Consider the following 19,068-nt stretch of genomic DNA (forward strand, 5'->3'; position numbering starts at 1 on the left):
GGCTAACATAATAGTATGCGCATGCTTTATGTTGAGAGAATTGAATGATCGATGGAAAAAAGGTCGGCGTCGGTATTGTCACTTATAACCGCCAGCATGGCCTGCTGAAGCTTTACCAGTCGCTGCCGCGAGAGCTGATTGATGCGTTAATTGTGGTCAACGATGGTCAGCGTTATCCGCAACTGGATGAACTGGACTGTGAAGTGCACCACAATGAGAATAATGAAGGTGTCGGCCGCAGTAAAAATACCGCGTTGCGTTATTTGCAGGCACGCGAAGTGGATCATTTTTTCCTGATTGAGGATGATATCTTCGTTAAAGATCCGACGGTGTTTGCCCGTTATATCGCCCTGTCGGCAAAGACCGGGATCCAGCACTTCAATTTTAGCCAGCATGGACCGAAAAATGTTCGTGAAGATGGCACGCAGCGCATTATGATGCAGGTCAAATATGACGAGCAGACACTGGTGCTTTATCCCGCCTGCGTCGGCGCGTTCTGTTATTACTCCAGACTCTGCCTGGAGAAAGTCGGGCTGATGGATGAAATCTATTACAATGCGGTAGAGCATCTGGAGCACACTTACCGGGTAGGTCTGGCCGGGATGCATCCTTCTTATCACTATTTTGCCGATCTGGAGAATTCCGCCGCTTATCTCGGTGATGAAAGCTGGAGCCCGCAGCAGTCCAATATCTCCGGCAAACTCTCCTCGCGCGCAATCAGTATGGTGGCGGTAAGCCATTTTGGTGAAAAATATGGCTGTCTGCCGCCTGAATTACCGGTTAAAACCGGCGCTGAAATCAATCGCGAGTTAAAAGAGATCCGTAAGCGTTATGCCATAACCTGATCGCCATCTGTCCGCCCCGTATCCATAACGCGCCATCTCCGGCGCGTTACTGCACATTCCCCATTTTAAACCGCGCCGTTGCCTACAGTTCAACCACTTTTTGCCGATAACAACCAGTGAAGTTATTGCGTTATTTTTCCTTTTTTCTTATTTGTTGTGGAGTGTGCTATGCGCTTCAATTATGACTTGTTACCTGGGGATGTGCTGTCGTTCGATGAGATCAGCGAACGCTATAGCCAGAAATACCCTGATGACAAATTACTGACCACCCGTGGATTGCTGAGTCCTTCCACCACCAGTAAGAGTGTCACCATCCGCGCGGTATTCGCCAGCAAGGATGGTCATATTCCGCTGGAAGACCTGTTGTTTATAAGTGGTGATAACGAACGCAAAAATTATCTTTCGCGTTTTGAACACTACTTACACAATCAGGAGCCGTTCCTCTACTTCCGCCGTGCCCAGGCTCCTGCACCCTGGAATAGCTGGAAGGTGATGGGGGAGAGTAAAGTGCTGGCGATGTTGGATCCGGCATCGATCATGGCGCAGTCATTGTTGCAACAGCGCGGCTATACGCTAACGCTGATCCGCAGTGATGATGAGGATGAATACTGGCAGTTGTATGACCGTCAGTCGAAACCCTGCTTTGAGTTCTCGCGTCAGTTGCAGTTTATTGTGGTGCTCTCTTCGGCATTGCTGCCGCCGCCAGGCGCGGTAATCGCCGGTACGCAGGTGGGACGACGGGTCAAGGCGCGGTTATGGCAGCGCGCCAGCCATTCGGAGTTTAACCAGGCGGTGCGCGCGCGTTATGGCGCTTGTGTGATCACCGGAACGCGGTTGTCCGATGAACAGGCATGGCCCTGGGTTGAAGCCTGCCATATCGATACAAGTGAAAACGATCTGGGCTTTCTGCAGGATAACAGCACTGACAACGGGCTGTTTTTACGCAGCGACTTGCAGCGCCTGTTCGCCAGTCAGCGCCTGTCTATCGATCCGCTAAGCGGAACGGTACATTTGCGCCAGACATTGCTGGAAGATCAAATGCTGCTGCCGTTTTATCGTGAGCTGGAAGGCAAAGTCTGCGCGCTGTGGTCACAGGTGCCGGACAATACCCGCCAGCGTTTAGGGCGTAAACCCTGATTGCTGGTTTTACCCGGATCCCGCTGTTGCTGGTTGGTAATGGCGGGATCCAAAATGCAATAAAACGAAATAACCCGCCTTTTTTATCCCTATTCCGCCAATCGATATCCCTACAGAATCGGATAATCATGCCGATAACTTAATTAACGCAGGAAAGTCAGAGTGAACGATCTGTATACCGCCGAAGGCGTGATGGATAAACATTCGCTGTGGCAGCGATACGTACCGCTAGTGCGCCATGAAGCATTGCGCCTGCAGGTGCGGCTGCCAGCCAGCGTCGAACTGGACGATCTGCTACAAGCGGGGGGTATCGGCCTGTTAAACGCCGTGGAACGCTTCGATGCGTTGCAGGGGACAGCCTTTACCACTTATGCCGTGCAGAGGATTCGTGGCGCGATGCTGGATGAGCTGCGCAGTCGCGACTGGGCGCCGCGTAGCGTCCGTCGTAATGCACGCGAAGTTGCCGGTGCCATGCATCAGGTGGAGCAGCAGTTGGGCAGAACAGCCACCGAGCAGGAAGTTGCCGCGCAGCTGAATTTATCGATGGAAGAGTATCGACAGATACTGCTGGATACCAATAATAGCCAGCTTTTTTCCTACGACGAATATCGTGAAGAGCATGGCGACAGCGCGGAACTGGTGACAGAGGGGCACGAAGAGGCTAACCCGCTGCATCAGTTGATGGAAGGGAATCTGCGTGAACGTGTCATTGAAGCCATCGAGGCCTTGCCCGATCGCGAAAAGATGGTGCTGACACTGTATTACCAGGAAGAACTGAACTTGAAAGAGATTGGCGCGGTATTGGAGGTCGGGGAATCCCGGGTCAGCCAGCTGCACAGTCAGGCGATCAAACGCCTGCGCGCCCGGTTGTCGGGAGCGCGCTGACAGAGTCAGTTCTCGCTTTCAAACACCAACCGGGGAATTCCTAATGGGATCCAAAACTAAAACAAGGCCTTTAAGCCGCTATTTGAAAGACTACAAGCACAGCCAGAGCCATTGTTCCCATTGCAGTAAAGTGTTAGACAGAATGGCACTGGTGTTTCGTGGTCAGATAATAAATAAAGAGGCCATCGCCCGGATGGACCAGCTGATAGACGATCAGGTCTGGCTGAAATTGCAAAATGAACTTACGGCGTTATGTCGTTTTTGTAGTGATATTTATTGCAATACTCATCCTAATTACTTTGACATCATGGCGTTCAAACAGTACCTGTTTGAGCAGACCGAAATGAGCCACAGCACGATTCGCGAGTATGTGGTGCGCTTGCGCCGCCTCGACGATATGCTGTCGAAACGTAATTTCCCGGTGGATAAACTACGGGGCAATAGCTGGCGTGAATGTCTGGAAAACGACCTGCCGGATGCGGGTCATGACAACTATCGCATCGCGCTGCGCAAATACGATCAATTTCTCGGCTGGCAGAGTGCTTAGTTAGCATTGTGCGTAAATGGAAGATGACCATCAGGTGATCTTCTGTAAAACTGTAAGGATAACTGAAACCGTTTCTGCGGAGGCTCCGTTGTCCTTACATCATTTAATGCAATTTCCCCGTCTTGAATTTATTGGCGCCCCGACGCCGTTAGAGCACCTTCCTCGTCTTTCTGACTACCTTGGCCGCGATATTTTTATCAAACGTGACGATGTCACGCCGCTGGCGCTTGGCGGTAATAAGCTGAGAAAACTGGAATTTCTCGCTGCCGACGCATTGCGTCAGGGAGCCGATGTACTGGTCACCGCCGGTGCGATTCAGTCCAACCATGTGCGTCAGACCGCCGCCGTCGCCGCCAAACTCGGCTTAAAATGCGTTGCGCTGCTGGAAAATCCGATTGCCACCCACGCCGAAAACTACCTGAGCAACGGTAATCGCCTGCTGCTGTCATTAATGGACTGCGAAGTGGTGATGGTCGACGCGCTTGATGCACCGGATCGCCAGATGGAAGAGCAGGCAGTACTGCTGGAAGCGCAGGGCTTCCGTCCCTATGTGATTCCGGTTGGCGGTTCGAATGCACTTGGCGCGTTGGGGTATGTCGAATGCGCGCAGGAAATTGTCCATCAGTGTGAAGGTATTATTGATATCGCGGCGGTGGTGGTGGCTTCAGGCAGCGCCGGTACCCATGCCGGGCTGGCGGTCGGTCTGGAGCAGCTGCTGCCGGATACCGAGCTGGTTGGCGTCACCGTCTCGCGCAAAGTCGCCGATCAGTTACCGAAAGTGCAGCAGCTGCAACAGTCGCTGGCGCAGTCGCTGGAACTGACCGCCAGCGCGCCCATTACCCTGTGGGATGACTACTTTGCCCCGCAATATGGCGTGCCGAATGAAGAGGGCATGGAAGCGGTAAAACTGCTGGCGCGGCTGGAGGGCATTATGCTCGACCCGGTCTACACTGGTAAGGCAATGGCAGGATTGATTGATGGTCTTGCCCAGCGACGTTTCCGCCGCGAAGGCCCGATTGTGTTTGTGCATACCGGTGGATCACCGGCGTTATTTGCTTATCATCCTTCGGTCTAAGGTCAGGGCGAAAAACGGAATATAATCCGCACGCTTATACTGATAATTAATGGGGTTGCTATGAAATTTTCTCTGGTACGTCGCCAGCTGGCGATGGGGGTGATGGCGGTTGCATTGCTGGCAGGTTTTCAGGCGAAAACGTTTGCTGCTGAAGATCTGCTGAATAAAGTTAAACAGCGCGGTTCGCTGCTGGTAGGGCTGGAAGGCACTTATCCGCCATTCAGCTTCCAGGACGAAAATGGCAAACTGGCCGGTTTTGAGGTCGATTTCGCCAATGCGCTGGCGCAGCATCTGGGGGTGAAAGCGAACCTGAAACCGACCAAATGGGACGGTATGCTGGCGTCATTAGATTCAAAACGTATTGATGTGGTGATCAACCAGGTCACCATCTCTGACGAGCGTAAAAAGAAATATGATTTCTCCACGCCATATACCGTCTCCGGGATTCAGGCGCTGACCAAAAAAGATCAGGCGGGCAGCATCACCAAACCGGAAGATCTGAACGGTAAGAAAGTCGGCGTAGGCCTTGGCTCTAACTACGAGCAGTGGCTGCGTGAAAACGTGAAAGATGCCGATATTCGCACCTATGATGATGATCCAACCAAATATCAGGATCTGCGTGTTGGCCGTATTGACGCCATTCTGGTGGATCGCCTTGCGGCGCTGGATCTGGTGAAGAAAACCGGTGCGACGCTGGCGGTTGCGGGTCCGGCCTTCTCGCGTCAGGAAGCGGGCGTAGCGGTACGCAAAGGCAATGAAGATCTGGTGAAAGCCATTGATGGCGCGATTGCGGATATGCAAAAAGACGGAACCCTCACTAAACTTTCTGATAAGTGGTTTGGCGCGGACGTCACTAAATAATGCAAGAGAGTATTCAACTGGTGCTGGATTCAGCACCTTTTTTATTGAAAGGCGCCGTCTTTACCCTGCAACTGAGTATTGGCGGCATGTTCTTTGGCCTGATCCTCGGCTTTATTCTGGCATTAATGCGGCTGTCGGCCTTCTGGCCCGTCTCCTGGCTGGCACGTTTTTACGTCTCGATTTTCCGTGGTACACCGCTTATCGCCCAGCTGTTTATGATCTATTACGGCCTGCCGCAGTTTGGCATTGAGCTGGATCCGATTCCCTCGGCGATGATCGGCCTGTCGCTGAATACCGCCGCTTATGCTTCCGAGTCGCTGCGTGGCGCGATTGCCGCTATTGAGCGCGGTCAGTGGGAAGCCGCGGCCAGTATCGGCATGTCGCCGTGGCAAACCCTGCGCCGGGTTATCCTGCCGCAGGCGGCGCGCACTGCGTTACCACCGCTGGGCAACAGTTTTATCAGTCTGGTGAAAGATACTTCGCTGGCGGCCACTATTCAGGTGCCGGAACTGTTCCGTCAGGCGCAGTTAATCACCTCGCGTACGCTGGAAGTGTTCACCATGTATCTTGCGGCCTCGCTGATCTATTGGGTGATGGCGACACTGCTGTCGGCATTGCAAAACAAGCTGGAAGATCATGTTAATCGTCAGGATCGGGAGTCAAAATGAGCGCCATCGAAGTCAGTAAACTGGTGAAGCAGTTTAATGGTCAGACGGTGTTGCATGGCATCGATCTGGAAGTCAGTTCCGGCGAAGTGGTGGCGATTATCGGCCCGAGCGGTTCCGGTAAAACCACCTTGCTGCGCAGCATCAATCTGCTGGAAGTGCCCGACAGCGGCACCATTAAGGTCGGCAATATCCTGATTGACGCCGCTTTTCCGATCGGCAAGCAGAAAGAGAAAGTGCGCCAGCTGCGTCAGCAGGTGGGCTTTGTATTCCAGAGCTTTAATCTGTTTCCGCATCGCTCGGTGCTGGAGAATATTATTGAAGGGCCGGTGATCGTTAAAGGTGAAAACCGGGCCGAAGCTGTGGCGCGTGCGCGCCAGCTGCTGGAAAAGGTCGGTCTGCAGGGCAAAGAAGAGAGCTATCCGCGCCGTCTGTCCGGTGGCCAGCAGCAGCGTGTGGCGATTGCCCGGGCGCTGGCGATGCGTCCTGAAGTGATTCTGTTTGATGAACCGACTTCAGCACTGGACCCGGAGCTGGTCGGCGAGGTGCTCAGCACCATCCGTGCGCTGGCGGAAGAGAAGCGCACTATGGTGATCGTGACGCATGAAATGAGTTTTGCCCGCGATGTGGCGGATCGCGCCATCTTTATGGATCAGGGTAAGATTGTCGAGCAGGGAGCGGCAAAAGCGCTGTTCTCCAATCCGCAGCATGCGCGAACCCGTCAGTTTCTGGAAAAATTTCTCAATAATTAACTGGTCTGCCGCCCGCCCGGTAAATCTGAAAAAACTCGCCGCCCGTCACTGCGCGGGAGCCGATAACGGCTCCCCTGCGAGCTGCAGGGGCGGCGTTATCGCCGCCCGTTTTGTTCCATCCTCAGGGCCAGTCAATCCTCTTTAAGATAAACGCTAAAGCTATTTGTTTCGCGTTTCGCTAATAATCCCCTGAATAATTAAAATAATAACTGCGCATTTATCTGCGCACTTTGCTCTACACACAGCCGGAGTTAACACCATGAATAATAACAAAACAGAAGAAATTCTGTGGGTCAACACGCTGAAAGGCGCCTGCATATTACTGGTGGTTCTTTATCATGTCGTATTGCCGGGATATCAGGGCACAGTGCAATATCTGACGGCGGGAATTATTCCTGCGCGGCTGTGGATTGAATTTAATACGGTGTTATCGCCGTTGCGGATGCCGGCTTTCTTTTTTGTTTCCGGCTTGCTGGCAGCTAATGCAATTATCAATAAACCGTGGAAAGAGGTGTTCACCAGTCGCGTCACCAATCTGTTCTATCTCTATATTTTATGGGGCGTGATTCAGTGGTTGTCGATCTACAGTATTTCTACCGGTATTACCGGGCAGCGTATTTCGCAGAACCTTAATTCATCCTACTCGCAGTCGCCGCTGGAATTTATCAAACTGATGCTGCTGGCGATGAGCAGCTCCTGGTATCTGTATGCGCTCGGACTGTTTTTCCTGCTGGCTAAACTGTTCCACCAGCAACGTCTGCCGTTAATGGCGGGGGCGTTGCTACTGAACTATGCCGCGGTCGATAATATTATTCCTGGCTGGGGCCCGGAGAGTCTGTCGCAATATTTTATCTATTTCCTGCTGGGTGCCTTTTACAGTTCAGCGATGATCCGCCTCAGTGAGTGGCATCGCAGCAATATCCTGCCGTGGTTGCTGCTACTGGCGCTGGCGGCAGTGCATATCTGGCTCGGACTGGATAAGAGTATCTTTCTCTGCGTGCTGGCTATCGTCTGCTGTATCGCCATTACCCGTAAGCTGAACCAGCATTTTAATCTGTCGCTGCTGAACTGGATGGGCAAGAATACGTTGCAGATTTACGTGCTGCACCGCATTTTTATTGAATACTTTGGTATGACGGCCATTCTGTTTGCGCTGCAACATCAGCTGTTCAGCCATCATCTGTTTTCGCTGGTATGGGCGATTGGCTTCCCGGTTGCAATGGTCGCGCTCTGTTCCGCCTGCTCGATGGCGGTGTGGACGCTGCTGAATCGTGGTATGGGGAAATCGCTGTTTATCTACCCGAAATTATTGCGTATGAAGTTTAACCACTGAGTGGGGCTGACCGCCAGCCTGATAGCTGGCGGTCAGTGATGAGCGCTAACCGATGGTCATCAGACTGGCATTACCGCCAGCAGCGGCGGTATTAACACTGAGCGAACGTTCAATCAGCAGGCGTTCCAGCAGCAGATTGTTTTCGCCGCGGGCAAAGCCCTGCACCGAGACAATCGCGCCGTCGCGCGCCGCCACACGGCCACACAACTCGCGCAGCTGGTCGGCATCGCCGTGATGGATCACCGCATCAAAATCCTCATTCAGCACATCGGCGGCAAAGTCGATACGCGTCTGCACCAGCGGCGGCAGCGTGTCAAACAGCGCGCGGTATGCGCTGTCCTGCGGCCACAGTACGCGGCTGCCGACGCTGGTGACCGCGGCCAGCTGCACCAGGCGATCGTCATCATTGTCCGCGAGGCACAGCACGCGTTCGCGCGGCAGCAGGGCAAAGCTATTGCGTTCACCGGTCGGGCCCGGCAACAGGCGCAACGTGCCACCCTGCGCCAGCCCGGCATAGCGCTGGCAGATTGCCGCCAGTTGCGGTTTATCCGCCGCCCACTCACTGAGCGCCTGATGCGGCGCCTGCAGTGCCGGACGCAGCGCGGCATCAACCGGGCGTTCAGCATCCTGACGATCAAGCGTTACACGCAGCGCGCCATCCGGGCGGTGCGACAACAGACGATAGAGATACAGGGGACCACCGGCTTTCGGCCCGGTACCGGAGAGGCCTTCGCCACCAAATGGCTGCACGCCGACTACCGCGCCGACCATATTGCGGTTCACATACAGGTTGCCGACTTTGGCGCTCTGCGTAACCTGGTTAATGGTTTCATCAATACGGGTATGCACGCCAAGTGTCAGACCATAACCGGAAGCATTGATCTGCTGCACCAGTGACGGCAGCTGGCTGCGCTGGAAGCGCACCACATGCAGCACCGGACCAAACACCTCTTTATCCAGATCCCCCACTGCATTCAGCTCAATCAGCGTTGGCATCACAAAGGTGCCCTGTGACCACTCTTTGCTGTCCTGCGGGTTCTCCTGTGCTGCCTGGTAAACCTTCAGGCCTTTAGCACGCATCGCCTGAATATGACGATCGATATTCTCTTTGGCTTCGGCATCAATCACCGGGCCGATATCGGTCGACAGGCGTTCCGGGTTACCCATCCGGCATTCGGCCATCGCGCCGCGCAGCATTTTCAGCGTATGTCCGGCGACATCTTCCTGAATACACAGCAGACGCAGCGCAGAGCAACGTTGTCCGGCGCTGTCGAACGCCGAGGCGACGATATCGGTCACCACCTGCTCGGTCAGGGCGGAGGAGTCGACAATCATCGCATTCATCCCGCCGGTTTCGGCGATTAACGGCGTCGGGCGGCCCTGTGGATCGAGACGTCCGGCAATATTGCGTTGCAGCAGGGTAGCGACAGCGGTGGAGCCGGTAAACATCACGCCACGCACGCGGTCGTCGCCAGTCAGCTGCGCACCGACGGTTTCACCGCGGCCTGGCAGCAATTGCAATACGCCCGCTGGCACCCCGGCATCCAGCAGGATCTGTACTGCCTGCGCAGCAATCAGCGGCGTCTGTTCAGCAGGCTTTGCCAGCACGCTATTGCCCGCCGCCAGCGCGGCAGCAATCTGGCCGGTGAAAATCGCCAGCGGGAAGTTCCACGGGCTGATACAGACCACCGGTCCCAGCGGACGATGGGTTTCATTGTCGAAGTCATCACGTACCTGACCGGCATAGTAGTGCAGGAAATCCACCGCTTCGCGTACTTCGGCAATCGCATTACTGAAGGTTTTTCCGGCTTCACGCACCAGAATACCCATCAGCTGCTGCATCTGACCTTCCATCAGCATCGCTGCACGTTCAAGGATCGCTGCGCGCTCTTGCGGCGGCGTGGCGAACCAGATAGAACCGGCCAGCACCGCCGCCGCCAGCGCGCCGGAAACCTCCTGCTCAGTGGCTTCGCGCACTTCACCGACAATATCTTTCGGTTCTGCCGGGTTGATCACCGGTTGCGTCGCGCCGCCAGCCAGCTCGCCGTCAATCATTGGTTGCGCCAGCCATGACTGACTGGCGCTGTTCAGCAGGGCGCTGGAAAGTGAGGCCAGACGATGTTCGTTGGCCAGATCCAGCCCGGCAGAGTTCTGACGTTTAGCACCATACAGATCGCGCGGCAGCGGGATCTTTGGATGCGCCATCCCGACCGCACCTTCAGTGGCCGCCAGTTTTTCCACCGCCAGCACCGGATCGGCGACCAGCTCATCCAGTGGCAGCGTGGCATCGGCGATGCGGTTGACAAACGAGGTGTTGGCGCCATTTTCCAGCAGGCGGCGCACCAGATAAGCCAGCAGCGTTTCGTGGGTGCCGACCGGGGCATAAATACGGCACGGGCGGTTCAGCTTGCCGTCGGCGACTTTGCCGACCACCTGTTCATACAGCGGTTCGCCCATGCCATGCAGGCACTGGAACTCATACTGTCCCGGATAGTAGTTATTGCCCGCCAGCTGGTAAATCGCCGCCAGCGTATGGGCGTTATGGGTGGCGAACTGCGGGTAGATCAGATTTGGCACTGCCAGCAGCTTACGTGCGCAGGCAATATAGGAGATATCGGTGTAAACCTTGCGCGTATACACCGGATAGCCTTCGAGGCCTTCCATCTGGGCGCGTTTGATTTCGCTGTCCCAGTAAGCGCCTTTGACCAGACGGATCATCAGGCGGCGACGGCTGCGCTGCGCCATATCGATCAGCGAGTCGATGACAAACGGGCAGCGTTTCAGATAGGCCTGAATCACAAAGCCGATGCCGTTCCAGCCTTCCAGTTCCGGCTCAAAGCAGAGTCTTTCCAGCAGATCTAATGACAGCTCAAGGCGGTCCGCCTCTTCGGCATCGATATTAATGCCGATATCGTAACTGCGCGCCAGCAGGGTAAGGGACTTCAGGATCGGATAGAGCTCCTCCATCACCCGATCATACTGCGCGCGGCTGTAACGCGGATGCAGTGCCGACAGTTTGATGGAGATACCCGGTCCTTCGTAGATGCCGCGACCGTTAGACGCTTTGCCAATGGCGTTAATCGCCTGCTGGTAAGCGTGCAGGTAGGCTTTCGCATCTTCCGCGGTCAGCGCCGCTTCACCCAGCATGTCGTACGAGTAGCGGAAGCCTTTCTCTTCCAGCTTGCGCGCATTGGCCAGCGCTTCGGCAATGGTTTCGCCGGTAACAAACTGTTCGCCCATCAGGCGCATCGCCATATCAACGCCTTTGCGGATCAGCGGCTCGCCACTTTTGCCAATAATGCGGTTCAGCGAGCGCGACAGGCTGGCTTCGTTATGAGTGGAAACCAGCCGGCCGGTAAACAGCAATCCCCAGGTGGCGGCATTGACAAACATCGACGGACTGCGGCCCAGATGCGACTGCCAGTTACCGTTACTGATTTTGTCGCGGATCAGCGCATCGCGCGTCGGTTTATCCGGGATACGCAGCAGCGCTTCCGCCAGACACATCAGCGCCACCCCTTCCTGCGAAGAGAGGGAGAACTCCTGCAACAGGCTTTGCACCATGCCGGCGCGTCCGGTTGCCCCTTTTTGGTGCCGCAGCTTCTCTGCGAGGCTATGCGCCAGCTGATGCGTTTTCTCTGCCAGCGGGGCAGGCAGGCGCGCCTGCTCCAGCATCATTGCCACCGCTTCGCTCTCCGGCCGACGCCAGGCGGAAGTGATCGCTGCCCGGGTGACCGACTGCGGCAAAATATGTTCGGCGAAGTCGAGAAACGGCTGGTGGAACTCTTCAACCGGCTGCTCATCCTGTTCATTTCCGGTACTCAGTAACGCCAGTTCCGGCAGGGCATCATCCGCTTCAAGATGGGCTAAATAGTTGAAAATGGCCTGTTTAATTAGCCAGTGCGGTGTGCGATCGATTTTATGTGCGGCCAGTTTAATCCGATCGCGCGTAGCTTCATCAAGCTTGACACCCATCGTGGTTGTTGCCATGCCAGATACACTCCTCAAAATGAAAAATGATGATAATCAGCAGCAATATCACTGATGTTGCAACTTTGTGCAACCCTGTTAATTGTGACGGGGTTAGCAAGCTGATAATCCCTCTAAATGTTAACGCTATAAAAGCGGCATGGTTATTGCTGCAAGATCCTCGCCAGTTCTTAATGTCCTGTAAATCCGTAATATTATTCGGGTTGTTATCAGGTGTAACCGCGAGTTCTGTGATCGGGTGCAACCTGTTGGCTTTTTTTCTTATGCCGAAGGTGAAGTAGCAGTAATGAATGTGTTAAATCCATTGTGCGCATAACCGGTTTCCGGCAGGATACTGCGCCTCGGGGTTGAGGTGGTGATACCGCTACGTTCCGGCGGTAACAAAGGGGGAGTATCCCCCGGATAAAAATTGATAAAAAATGGAGATCCTGGATGACGATAAGTACACCGATGATGGTGACCTTTACGGTTTATATTCTTGGCATGGTATTGATCGGTTTTCTCGCTTACCGTTCGACCAAAAACTTTGATGACTATATTTTAGGTGGGCGAAGTCTTGGCAGCGTAGTGACTGCGCTGTCGGCGGGCGCTTCCGATATGAGCGGCTGGCTGCTGATGGGATTGCCAGGGGCGATCTTCCTCTCGGGGATTTCAGAGAGCTGGATTGCCATCGGCCTGACGCTCGGCGCCTGGCTTAACTGGAAAGTTGTTGCCGGACGCCTGCGGGTACAAACTGAGCATCATGACAATGCTCTGACGCTGCCGGACTTCTTCTCCAGCCGTTTTGAAGATAAGAGCAAGTTGCTGCGGGTGATCTCTGCAGTGATTATTCTGGTGTTCTTCACCATCTACTGTGCTTCCGGTATTGTCGCCGGCGCGCGTCTGTTCGAAAGCACCTTTGGTATGAGCTACGAAACTGCGCTGTGGGCCGGCGCGGCTGCCACGATTATCTACACCTTTGTCGGTGGGTTCCTGGCGGTAAGCTGGACCGATACCGTGCAGGCGAGTCTGATGATTTTCGCCCTGCTGCTGACGCCGGTGATTGTTATCTTTGCGGTAGGTGGCGTCAGTGATTCGTTACAGGTGATCGAGGCGAAAAGCCTTGAGAACCTCGATATGCTGAAAGGCCTGAACTTTGTCGCGGTGATCTCGCTGCTGGGCTGGGGGCTGGGTTACTTTGGTCAGCCACATATTCTGGCGCGGTTTATGGCGGCGGATTCGCACCGTTCTATCCGCACCGCACGTCGCATCGGGATGGCGTGGATGATTCTGTGTCTGGCGGGCGCGGTGGCGGTGGGCTTCTTCGGTATCGCTTACTTCCAGAATAACCCGGATCAGGCGGCGGGGGTCAGCGAAAACGGCGAGCGGGTGTTTATCGAACTGGCGCGTATTCTGTTTAACCCGTGGATTGCCGGTATTCTGCTGTCGGCGATTCTGGCGGCGGTGATGTCGACGCTGAGCTGTCAGCTACTGGTCTGTTCCAGCGCGCTGACCGAAGACCTGTATAAAAACTTCCTGCGTAAAAATGCCAGCCAGCGTGAGCTGGTGTGGGTAGGGCGCCTGATGGTGCTGCTGGTGGCGGTGATCGCCATTGCGCTGGCCGCTAACCCGGATAACCGCGTGCTGGGCCTGGTCAGTTATGCCTGGGCAGGTTTTGGCGCCGCCTTTGGTCCGGTAGTGCTGTTCTCACTTTGCTGGTCACGCACCACGCGAAACGGTGCGCTGGCCGGGATGATTATTGGTGCGGTTACCGTGCTGGTGTGGAAGCAGTACGCCTGGCTGGGACTGTACGAGATTATCCCTGGCTTTATCTTTGCCAGTATCGCGATTGTGCTGTTCAGTCTGCTGGGACGTGCGCCGTCGCAGACTGCACAGCAGCGTTTTGCCGCTGCTGAGGCAGAGTTTAACGCTGATTAACGCTGTTCCGACCGTCTGGCGCCTCGGCATGGTGCATATCATCAGCACGGGCGGTGAGAACGCCGCCCGTGCTGAAAATTCATAGCTTTATGTAGGGGTGGCGTTCTCGCCACCCCTGAATCACCAATATCACCATGAAAGCGCGGTCGTAAACGGCCACCTTCAACGGTATTTCTCTTCACTGACCAGCATTACCTCGTGCGGTTTTTTTTAGCGCTGAAAAGCGGGCAAATGCGCAAAATACCGCACCCCCCTCTTGTATTTTTAATGGCGATAATGATAATCGATATCGTTCTGATTTACGTTTCTTTACCCCCGTTGACCGCGTTTCACACTTGAGGTGTCAGGCATGTTCGTTCCATTTCTTATTATGTTACGTGAAGGATTAGAGGCGGCGCTGATTGTCAGCCTGATCGCCAGCTACCTGAAACGTACTCAACGCGCGAAATGGTTTGGCGCCATGTGGATTGGCGTGTTTATCGCGGTAGCACTCTGCCTGGCGGTCGGTGTATTTATCAATGAGACCACCGGTGAATTTCCGCAGAAAGAGCAGGAGCTGTTTGAAGGCATTGTGGCGCTGATTGCGGTAGCAATCCTCACCTGGATGGTGTTCTGGATGCGCAAAGTCTCGCGCAATGTGAAAGCACAGCTGGAAGACGCCGTCGACAATGCGCTGCAGAAAGGTAACAACAATGGCTGGGCGCTGGTGCTGATGGTGTTTCTCGCCGTGGCGCGCGAAGGGCTGGAGTCGGTATTTTTCCTGCTGGCGGCTTTTCAGCAGGATGTCGGTATGGCACCGCCGATTGGCGCGATGCTCGGCCTGGCGCTGGCGGTGATCCTCGGCATGCTGCTTTACTGGGGCGGTGTGCGCCTTAACCTGGCGAAATTTTTTAAATGGAGCAGCCTGTTTATTCTGTTTGTCGCCGCCGGTCTGGCGGCGGGCGCCATCCGCGCATTTCATGAAGCCGGTCTGTGGAACCACTTCCAGGATATCGCCTTCGATCTGAGTGATTCACTCTCCACCCATACCCTGTTCGGCACGCTGCTGGAAGGGATTCTGGGTTACCAGGAGACGCCAACCGTCAGTGAAGTGGCGGTGTACTTTATCTATCTGATACCGGCGCTGCTGCTGTTTGTGATGCCATCACGTCCGGCGGCTTCGGCGGCGAAAACTACGCGTTAAGCTAAGTGACAGTGCGTCTTACGACGTGCATTTAAACGACCTAAAAGGGAAATTGTATGACTACACGTTTTCGCCGTAAGGCGCTGTACGTCGCGCTGCTGGCGATTTCCGCCGCCTCCGCTGCGCAGGCTGCTGATGTTCCACAGGTAAAGATTAGCGTTAACGACAAACAGTGTGAGCCGATGACCCTGACGGTAAACGCCGGTAAAACCCAGTTTATTATCAAAAATGACAGCCAGAAAGGACTGGAGTGGGAGATCCTGAAAGGGGTAATGGTGGTGGAGGAGCGTGAGAATATCGCCCCTGGTTTCACCCAGAAGATGACCGCCAGTCTGGAAGCCGGTGAGTATGATATGACCTGTGGCCTGCTGAGCAATCCGAAAGGCAAGCTGATCGTCAAAGATACCGGCGGCAAAGTGAATGACGGTAAACCGGATGTGTTGCAGCTGGTCGGCCCGATTGCTGAGTACAAAGTGTATGTCACTAAAGAAGTTGATCAGCTGGTGATCGGCACCAAAGCCTTTACCGATGCGGTGAAAGCGGGCGATCTCGATAAAGCCAAAGCGCTGTTCGCGCCAACCCGTCAGCATTATGAGCGCATTGAGCCGATCGCTGAGCTGTTCTCCGATCTTGATGGCAGCATTGATGCGCGCGAAGATGACTTCGAAAAGAAAGCCGAGGATCCTAACTTCACCGGTTTCCACCGTCTGGAGAAAGCGCTGTTTGCTGACAACACCACCAAAGGGCAGGAAGCGTTTGCTGACCGTCTGTATAAAGACACGCTGGATCTGCAAACCCGCATCAATGAGCTGGCATTCCCGCCGGGCAAAGTGGTGGGCGGCGCGGCAGGCCTGATTGAAGAAGTGGCATCCAGTAAGATTTCCGGCGAAGAAGATCGTTACAGCCGTACCGACCTGTGGGACTTCCGCGCTAACGTCGACGGTGCGCAGAAAATCGTTAACCTGCTGCGTCCGTTGCTGGTCAAAGCCAATCCTGAACTGCTGGCGAAAGTGGATGGCAACTTCAAAAAAGTGGATACCATCCTTGATAAGTATCGTACCAAAGAGGGCTATGAGTCCTACGATAAACTCACTGCTGCCGACCGTAATGCGCTGAAAGGACCGATTACTTCCCTGGCTGAAGATCTCTCTCTGCTGCGCGGTACGTTAGGCCTGGATTAAGCTGAAATGGTAAAACAGGATAATGCGGCGATGCCGTCGCGTCGGCGATTATTGAAAGGGATGGGCATCCTCAGCGGTGCCCTGGTGGTGGGAGGCGGCTGTCCGGTGGCCGCCGCCAGTGCTGCGCAGGAAAAATCCTTCTCGCCAGGCGCATTGCCGCCGAATGCGCGGCAGGAAGAGCAGCCTTTCTACGGCCCGCATCAGGCTGGTATCGTCACCCCACAACAGGCTGCCATGATGCTGGTGGCTTTTGATGTGCTGGCGGCGGATAAAAACGACCTGCAACGTTTGTTTACCCTGCTGACTCAGCGCATCGCGTTTTTAACCAAAGGCGGCAAAGCGCCGCTGGTCAGCAATCCGCAACTGCCGCCGCTCGATTCCGGCATCCTGGGTGAAGAGATCTGTCCCGATAATCTGACTATCACCGTGTCGCTCGGCTCGTCGCTATTTGATGAGCGTTTTGGTTTGCAGCAGCTGAAACCCAGCAAGCTGCAAACCATGACGCGGTTTCCCAATGATGCGCTGGATGCCCGACTGTGTCATGGCGACCTGCTGTTGCAGATTTGCGCCAATACCAACGATACGGTGATCCACGCGCTGCGCGATATTATTAAGCACTCGCCGGATCTGCTGAGCGTGCGCTGGCGCAGGGAAGGGTTTATTTCCGACCATGCGGCGCGCAGCCGGGGTAAAGAGACGCCGATTAACCTGCTGGGCTTTAAAGACGGCACGGCAAATCCGGATACCGGCGATCAACCGCTGATGGATCGCATTCTGTGGGTTAACGCCGCCCAGGACGAACCCGCCTGGACGCAGGGCGGCAGTTATCAGGCGGTGCGCATTATCCAGTTCCGCGTCGAGTTCTGGGACCGGACGCCACTGCGTGAGCAGCAAACCATTTTTGGCCGTGAAAAGCACAGCGGTGCGCCGCTGGGAATGCGGCATGAGCATGATGTGCCGGATTACAGTAAAGACCCGGATGGCAATCTGATCCCGCTGGATGCGCATATTCGTCTGGCAAATCCGCGTACCACGGAAACCAGTAATAGCCTGATGCTGCGTCGTGGCTATAGCTATTCGCTGGGGGTGTCAAATTCCGGCCAGCTGGAGATGGGGCTGTTATTTGTCTGTTATCAGCATGATTTAGAAAAAGGCTTTCTGACGGTGCAAAAGCGATTAAATGGCGAAGCGCTGGAAGAGTATATCAAACCTGTCGGCGGCGGTTATTTTTTCGCCTTGCCAGGTGTGCCGGATGATAAACATTATCTGGCGCAAAGTTTACTCGAAGTGGGATAGTCACTCTGGCCGTCGCTTCCGGCGTGGAACTGGCGGTCAGATTTTAATCGTAATTTCTATTAATGATCCTGCTGTGCTTATTTGCTGCGAATCGTCTGATTTATTCCCCCGGTACCGGCCTGATTAAACCCGTTGATTTATAGGGAGAATTGTATTTAGCGCTTAATTACCTGATTAAACCCATGCTTTTTTCTGCACTAAGAAGTGAAAATATTGTTGCAATCCGATCGCGGTTTGATGCACTTTAATCTTAGCGGTAGTCAGATCTGTTTATGAATTACCATGGAGATCGCGAATGGGAAAAGCCGTATCAGGACAATTAAGTGTTAGCTGGTGTTTAATCGCTTTTCCTCGCGAGGGTGTCTCTTCCTCAACAATATTTCCTTCTCTTTTCCGTTTCCAACGCCTCATTCAAATCGATATGCATTACCCTGTGCGTAATACGCTATGGCCTCTGTACGCACTTTTCTCAACGGCTATTCAAGGCTTAAAAGGAAGCCACGACCTCTAAAGCGTTCACGTAATCGCTTCTCTTAATGTTAAGGGCGGCGGGAAATGAAACCAACTGTAAGGTGCCACTATGGGAAGACAGAAAGCAGTGATCAAAGCGCGTCGTGAAGCAAAACGTGTGCTTCGTAGCGATTCACGCAGTCATCGTCAGCGTGAAGAAGAATCGGTCACCTCGCTGGTGCAGATGGGTGGGTTGGATTCAATTGGTATGGCGCGTGATACCCGTGACCATTCGCCGATTGAAGCCAGAAATGAAGCTCAGGCGCACTATCTCAATGCCATAGAAAAGAAACAACTGATCTTCGCGACCGGCGAAGCAGGTTGCGGTAAAACCTGGATCAGTGCCGCGAAAGCGGCCGAGGCCCTGATACATAAGGATGTCGACAGGATTATTGTTACGCGCCCGGTACTGCAGGCGGATGAAGATTTGGGATTTTTGCCAGGTGATATCTCAGAGAAATTCGCGCCCTATTTCCGGCCGGTGTATGACGTTCTGGTTAAACGTCTGGGTTCTTCCTTTATGCAGTACTGTCTGCGACCTGAAATCGGTAAGGTCGAAATCGCGCCCTTTGCTTATATGCGCGGACGCACCTTTGAAAACGCCGTGGTGATCCTTGATGAGGCGCAAAACGTCACCGCCGCCCAGATGAAGATGTTTCTGACACGCCTTGGGGAAAATGTGACGGTTATCGTCAACGGTGATATCACCCAGTGTGATTTGCCGTCCCATGTGCAATCGGGCCTCAGCGATGCCTTAGCGCGCTTCGAGGAAGATGAGATGATTGGAATCGTACGTTTTGGTAAAGATGATTGTGTGCGCTCGATGCTCTGTCAGCGCACGCTGCATGCTTATAGTTAGTTGAGTTAGTATGTAGCCGCAAGCCCGGACGC

15 protein-coding genes are annotated in these 19,068 nt (G+C 54.4%); 14 read left to right on the forward strand and 1 reads right to left on the reverse strand.

The features are described 5' to 3' along the window. Positions 1 to 44: 44 nt before the first annotated feature. The 9 genes from N5923_RS17005 (at position 45) to N5923_RS17045 (ending at position 8,100) form a co-directional block, all read left to right on the forward strand. Positions 45 to 845, forward strand: coding sequence for a glycosyltransferase family 2 protein (locus tag N5923_RS17005; protein WP_267142655.1), 801 nt, complete (start codon positions 45 to 47; stop codon positions 843 to 845). Between the two features lie 168 nt (positions 846 to 1,013). Further along, the gene (locus N5923_RS17010) at positions 1,014 to 1,982 is read left to right on the forward strand and encodes an HNH endonuclease signature motif containing protein (protein ID WP_267142656.1); all 969 of its coding nucleotides are present in this window, start codon (positions 1,014 to 1,016) and stop codon (positions 1,980 to 1,982) included. Between the two features lie 162 nt (positions 1,983 to 2,144). Next, positions 2,145 to 2,867 carry an RNA polymerase sigma factor FliA gene (locus N5923_RS17015; RefSeq protein ID WP_267142657.1) on the forward strand — a complete coding sequence of 241 codons (723 nt, stop codon included), beginning with the start codon at positions 2,145 to 2,147 and terminating at the stop codon, positions 2,865 to 2,867. Positions 2,868 to 2,910: 43 nt separating this feature from the next. Beyond that, a complete protein-coding gene (gene fliZ, locus N5923_RS17020; protein ID WP_267142658.1) occupies positions 2,911 to 3,414 on the forward strand; it encodes a flagella biosynthesis regulatory protein FliZ in 504 nt (167 codons plus the stop codon). Positions 3,415 to 3,502: 88 nt separating this feature from the next. Beyond that, entirely contained in the window at positions 3,503 to 4,489 is a 987-nt protein-coding gene (locus N5923_RS17025; RefSeq protein ID WP_267142659.1) for a D-cysteine desulfhydrase, read from the forward strand. A gap of 60 nt (positions 4,490 to 4,549) precedes the next feature. Next, positions 4,550 to 5,350 carry a cystine ABC transporter substrate-binding protein gene (tcyJ, locus tag N5923_RS17030; protein WP_267142660.1) on the forward strand — a complete coding sequence of 267 codons (801 nt, stop codon included), beginning with the start codon at positions 4,550 to 4,552 and terminating at the stop codon, positions 5,348 to 5,350. Next, the gene (gene tcyL, locus N5923_RS17035) at positions 5,350 to 6,018 is read left to right on the forward strand and encodes a cystine ABC transporter permease (protein WP_267142661.1); all 669 of its coding nucleotides are present in this window, start codon (positions 5,350 to 5,352) and stop codon (positions 6,016 to 6,018) included. The genes tcyJ and tcyL overlap by 1 nt, the downstream gene beginning before the upstream one ends. Further along, positions 6,015 to 6,767, forward strand: a complete 753-nt coding sequence (gene tcyN / locus N5923_RS17040) for an L-cystine ABC transporter ATP-binding protein TcyN (protein WP_267142662.1) — start codon at positions 6,015 to 6,017, stop codon at positions 6,765 to 6,767. The genes tcyL and tcyN overlap by 4 nt, the downstream gene beginning before the upstream one ends. Before the next feature lie 259 nt (positions 6,768 to 7,026). Further along, positions 7,027 to 8,100 carry an acyltransferase family protein gene (locus N5923_RS17045; RefSeq protein WP_267142663.1) on the forward strand — a complete coding sequence of 358 codons (1,074 nt, stop codon included), beginning with the start codon at positions 7,027 to 7,029 and terminating at the stop codon, positions 8,098 to 8,100. A gap of 45 nt (positions 8,101 to 8,145) precedes the next feature. On the opposite strand, the gene putA is transcribed toward N5923_RS17045, so the two are convergent. Continuing rightward, positions 8,146 to 12,090 carry a trifunctional transcriptional regulator/proline dehydrogenase/L-glutamate gamma-semialdehyde dehydrogenase gene (gene putA / locus N5923_RS17050; protein WP_267145249.1) on the reverse strand — a complete coding sequence of 1,315 codons (3,945 nt, stop codon included), beginning with the start codon at positions 12,088 to 12,090 and terminating at the stop codon, positions 8,146 to 8,148. Positions 12,091 to 12,522: 432 nt separating this feature from the next. On the opposite strand from putA, the gene putP reads away from it, so the two are divergent. The 5 genes from putP to phoH all read left to right on the forward strand — a co-directional run bounded on the left by putP (position 12,523) and on the right by phoH (position 19,036). Then, positions 12,523 to 14,007: a sodium/proline symporter PutP gene (gene putP, locus N5923_RS17055; protein WP_267142665.1), complete on the forward strand. Its 1,485-nt coding sequence runs from the start codon at positions 12,523 to 12,525 to the stop codon at positions 14,005 to 14,007. Positions 14,008 to 14,356: 349 nt separating this feature from the next. Further along, positions 14,357 to 15,190 (forward strand): iron uptake transporter permease EfeU, encoded by an 834-nt coding sequence (efeU, locus tag N5923_RS17060; protein WP_267142666.1) that lies wholly within the window; start codon positions 14,357 to 14,359, stop codon positions 15,188 to 15,190. Between the two features lie 56 nt (positions 15,191 to 15,246). After that, a complete protein-coding gene (gene efeO, locus N5923_RS17065) occupies positions 15,247 to 16,371 on the forward strand; it encodes an iron uptake system protein EfeO (protein ID WP_267142667.1) in 1,125 nt (374 codons plus the stop codon). A gap of 6 nt (positions 16,372 to 16,377) precedes the next feature. After that, on the forward strand, positions 16,378 to 17,667 hold the full coding sequence (gene efeB / locus N5923_RS17070) for an iron uptake transporter deferrochelatase/peroxidase subunit (protein ID WP_267142668.1): 1,290 nt from the start codon (positions 16,378 to 16,380) through the stop codon (positions 17,665 to 17,667). Between the two features lie 580 nt (positions 17,668 to 18,247). Then, positions 18,248 to 19,036, forward strand: a complete 789-nt coding sequence (gene phoH, locus N5923_RS17075; protein WP_017800028.1) for a phosphate starvation-inducible protein PhoH — start codon at positions 18,248 to 18,250, stop codon at positions 19,034 to 19,036. The last annotated feature ends 32 nt before the right edge of the window (positions 19,037 to 19,068 follow it).

This window comes from Winslowiella arboricola, from assembly GCF_025527015.1.
Lineage (GTDB): Bacteria > Pseudomonadota > Gammaproteobacteria > Enterobacterales > Enterobacteriaceae > Erwinia > Erwinia arboricola.

What these genes read in the sequence shown, in the direction of transcription:
- tcyN (WP_267142662.1), top strand. Translation starts at nt 6,015, where the DNA reads ATGAGCGCCATCGAAGTCAGTAAACTGGTGAAGCAGTTTAATGGTCAG.
- efeU (WP_267142666.1), top strand. Translation starts at nt 14,357, where the DNA reads ATGTTCGTTCCATTTCTTATTATGTTACGTGAAGGATTAGAGGCGGCG.
- fliZ (WP_267142658.1), top strand. Translation starts at nt 2,911, where the DNA reads ATGGGATCCAAAACTAAAACAAGGCCTTTAAGCCGCTATTTGAAAGAC.
- putP (WP_267142665.1), top strand. Translation starts at nt 12,523, where the DNA reads ATGACGATAAGTACACCGATGATGGTGACCTTTACGGTTTATATTCTT.
- efeO (WP_267142667.1), top strand. Translation starts at nt 15,247, where the DNA reads ATGACTACACGTTTTCGCCGTAAGGCGCTGTACGTCGCGCTGCTGGCG.
- tcyL (WP_267142661.1), top strand. Translation starts at nt 5,350, where the DNA reads ATGCAAGAGAGTATTCAACTGGTGCTGGATTCAGCACCTTTTTTATTG.
- efeB (WP_267142668.1), top strand. Translation starts at nt 16,378, where the DNA reads ATGGTAAAACAGGATAATGCGGCGATGCCGTCGCGTCGGCGATTATTG.
- tcyJ (WP_267142660.1), top strand. Translation starts at nt 4,550, where the DNA reads ATGAAATTTTCTCTGGTACGTCGCCAGCTGGCGATGGGGGTGATGGCG.
- phoH (WP_017800028.1), top strand. Translation starts at nt 18,248, where the DNA reads ATGGGAAGACAGAAAGCAGTGATCAAAGCGCGTCGTGAAGCAAAACGT.
- putA (WP_267145249.1), bottom strand. Translation starts at nt 12,090, where the DNA reads ATGGCAACAACCACGATGGGTGTCAAGCTTGATGAAGCTACGCGCGAT.
- N5923_RS17045 (WP_267142663.1), top strand. Translation starts at nt 7,027, where the DNA reads ATGAATAATAACAAAACAGAAGAAATTCTGTGGGTCAACACGCTGAAA.
- N5923_RS17010 (WP_267142656.1), top strand. Translation starts at nt 1,014, where the DNA reads ATGCGCTTCAATTATGACTTGTTACCTGGGGATGTGCTGTCGTTCGAT.
- N5923_RS17005 (WP_267142655.1), top strand. Translation starts at nt 45, where the DNA reads ATGATCGATGGAAAAAAGGTCGGCGTCGGTATTGTCACTTATAACCGC.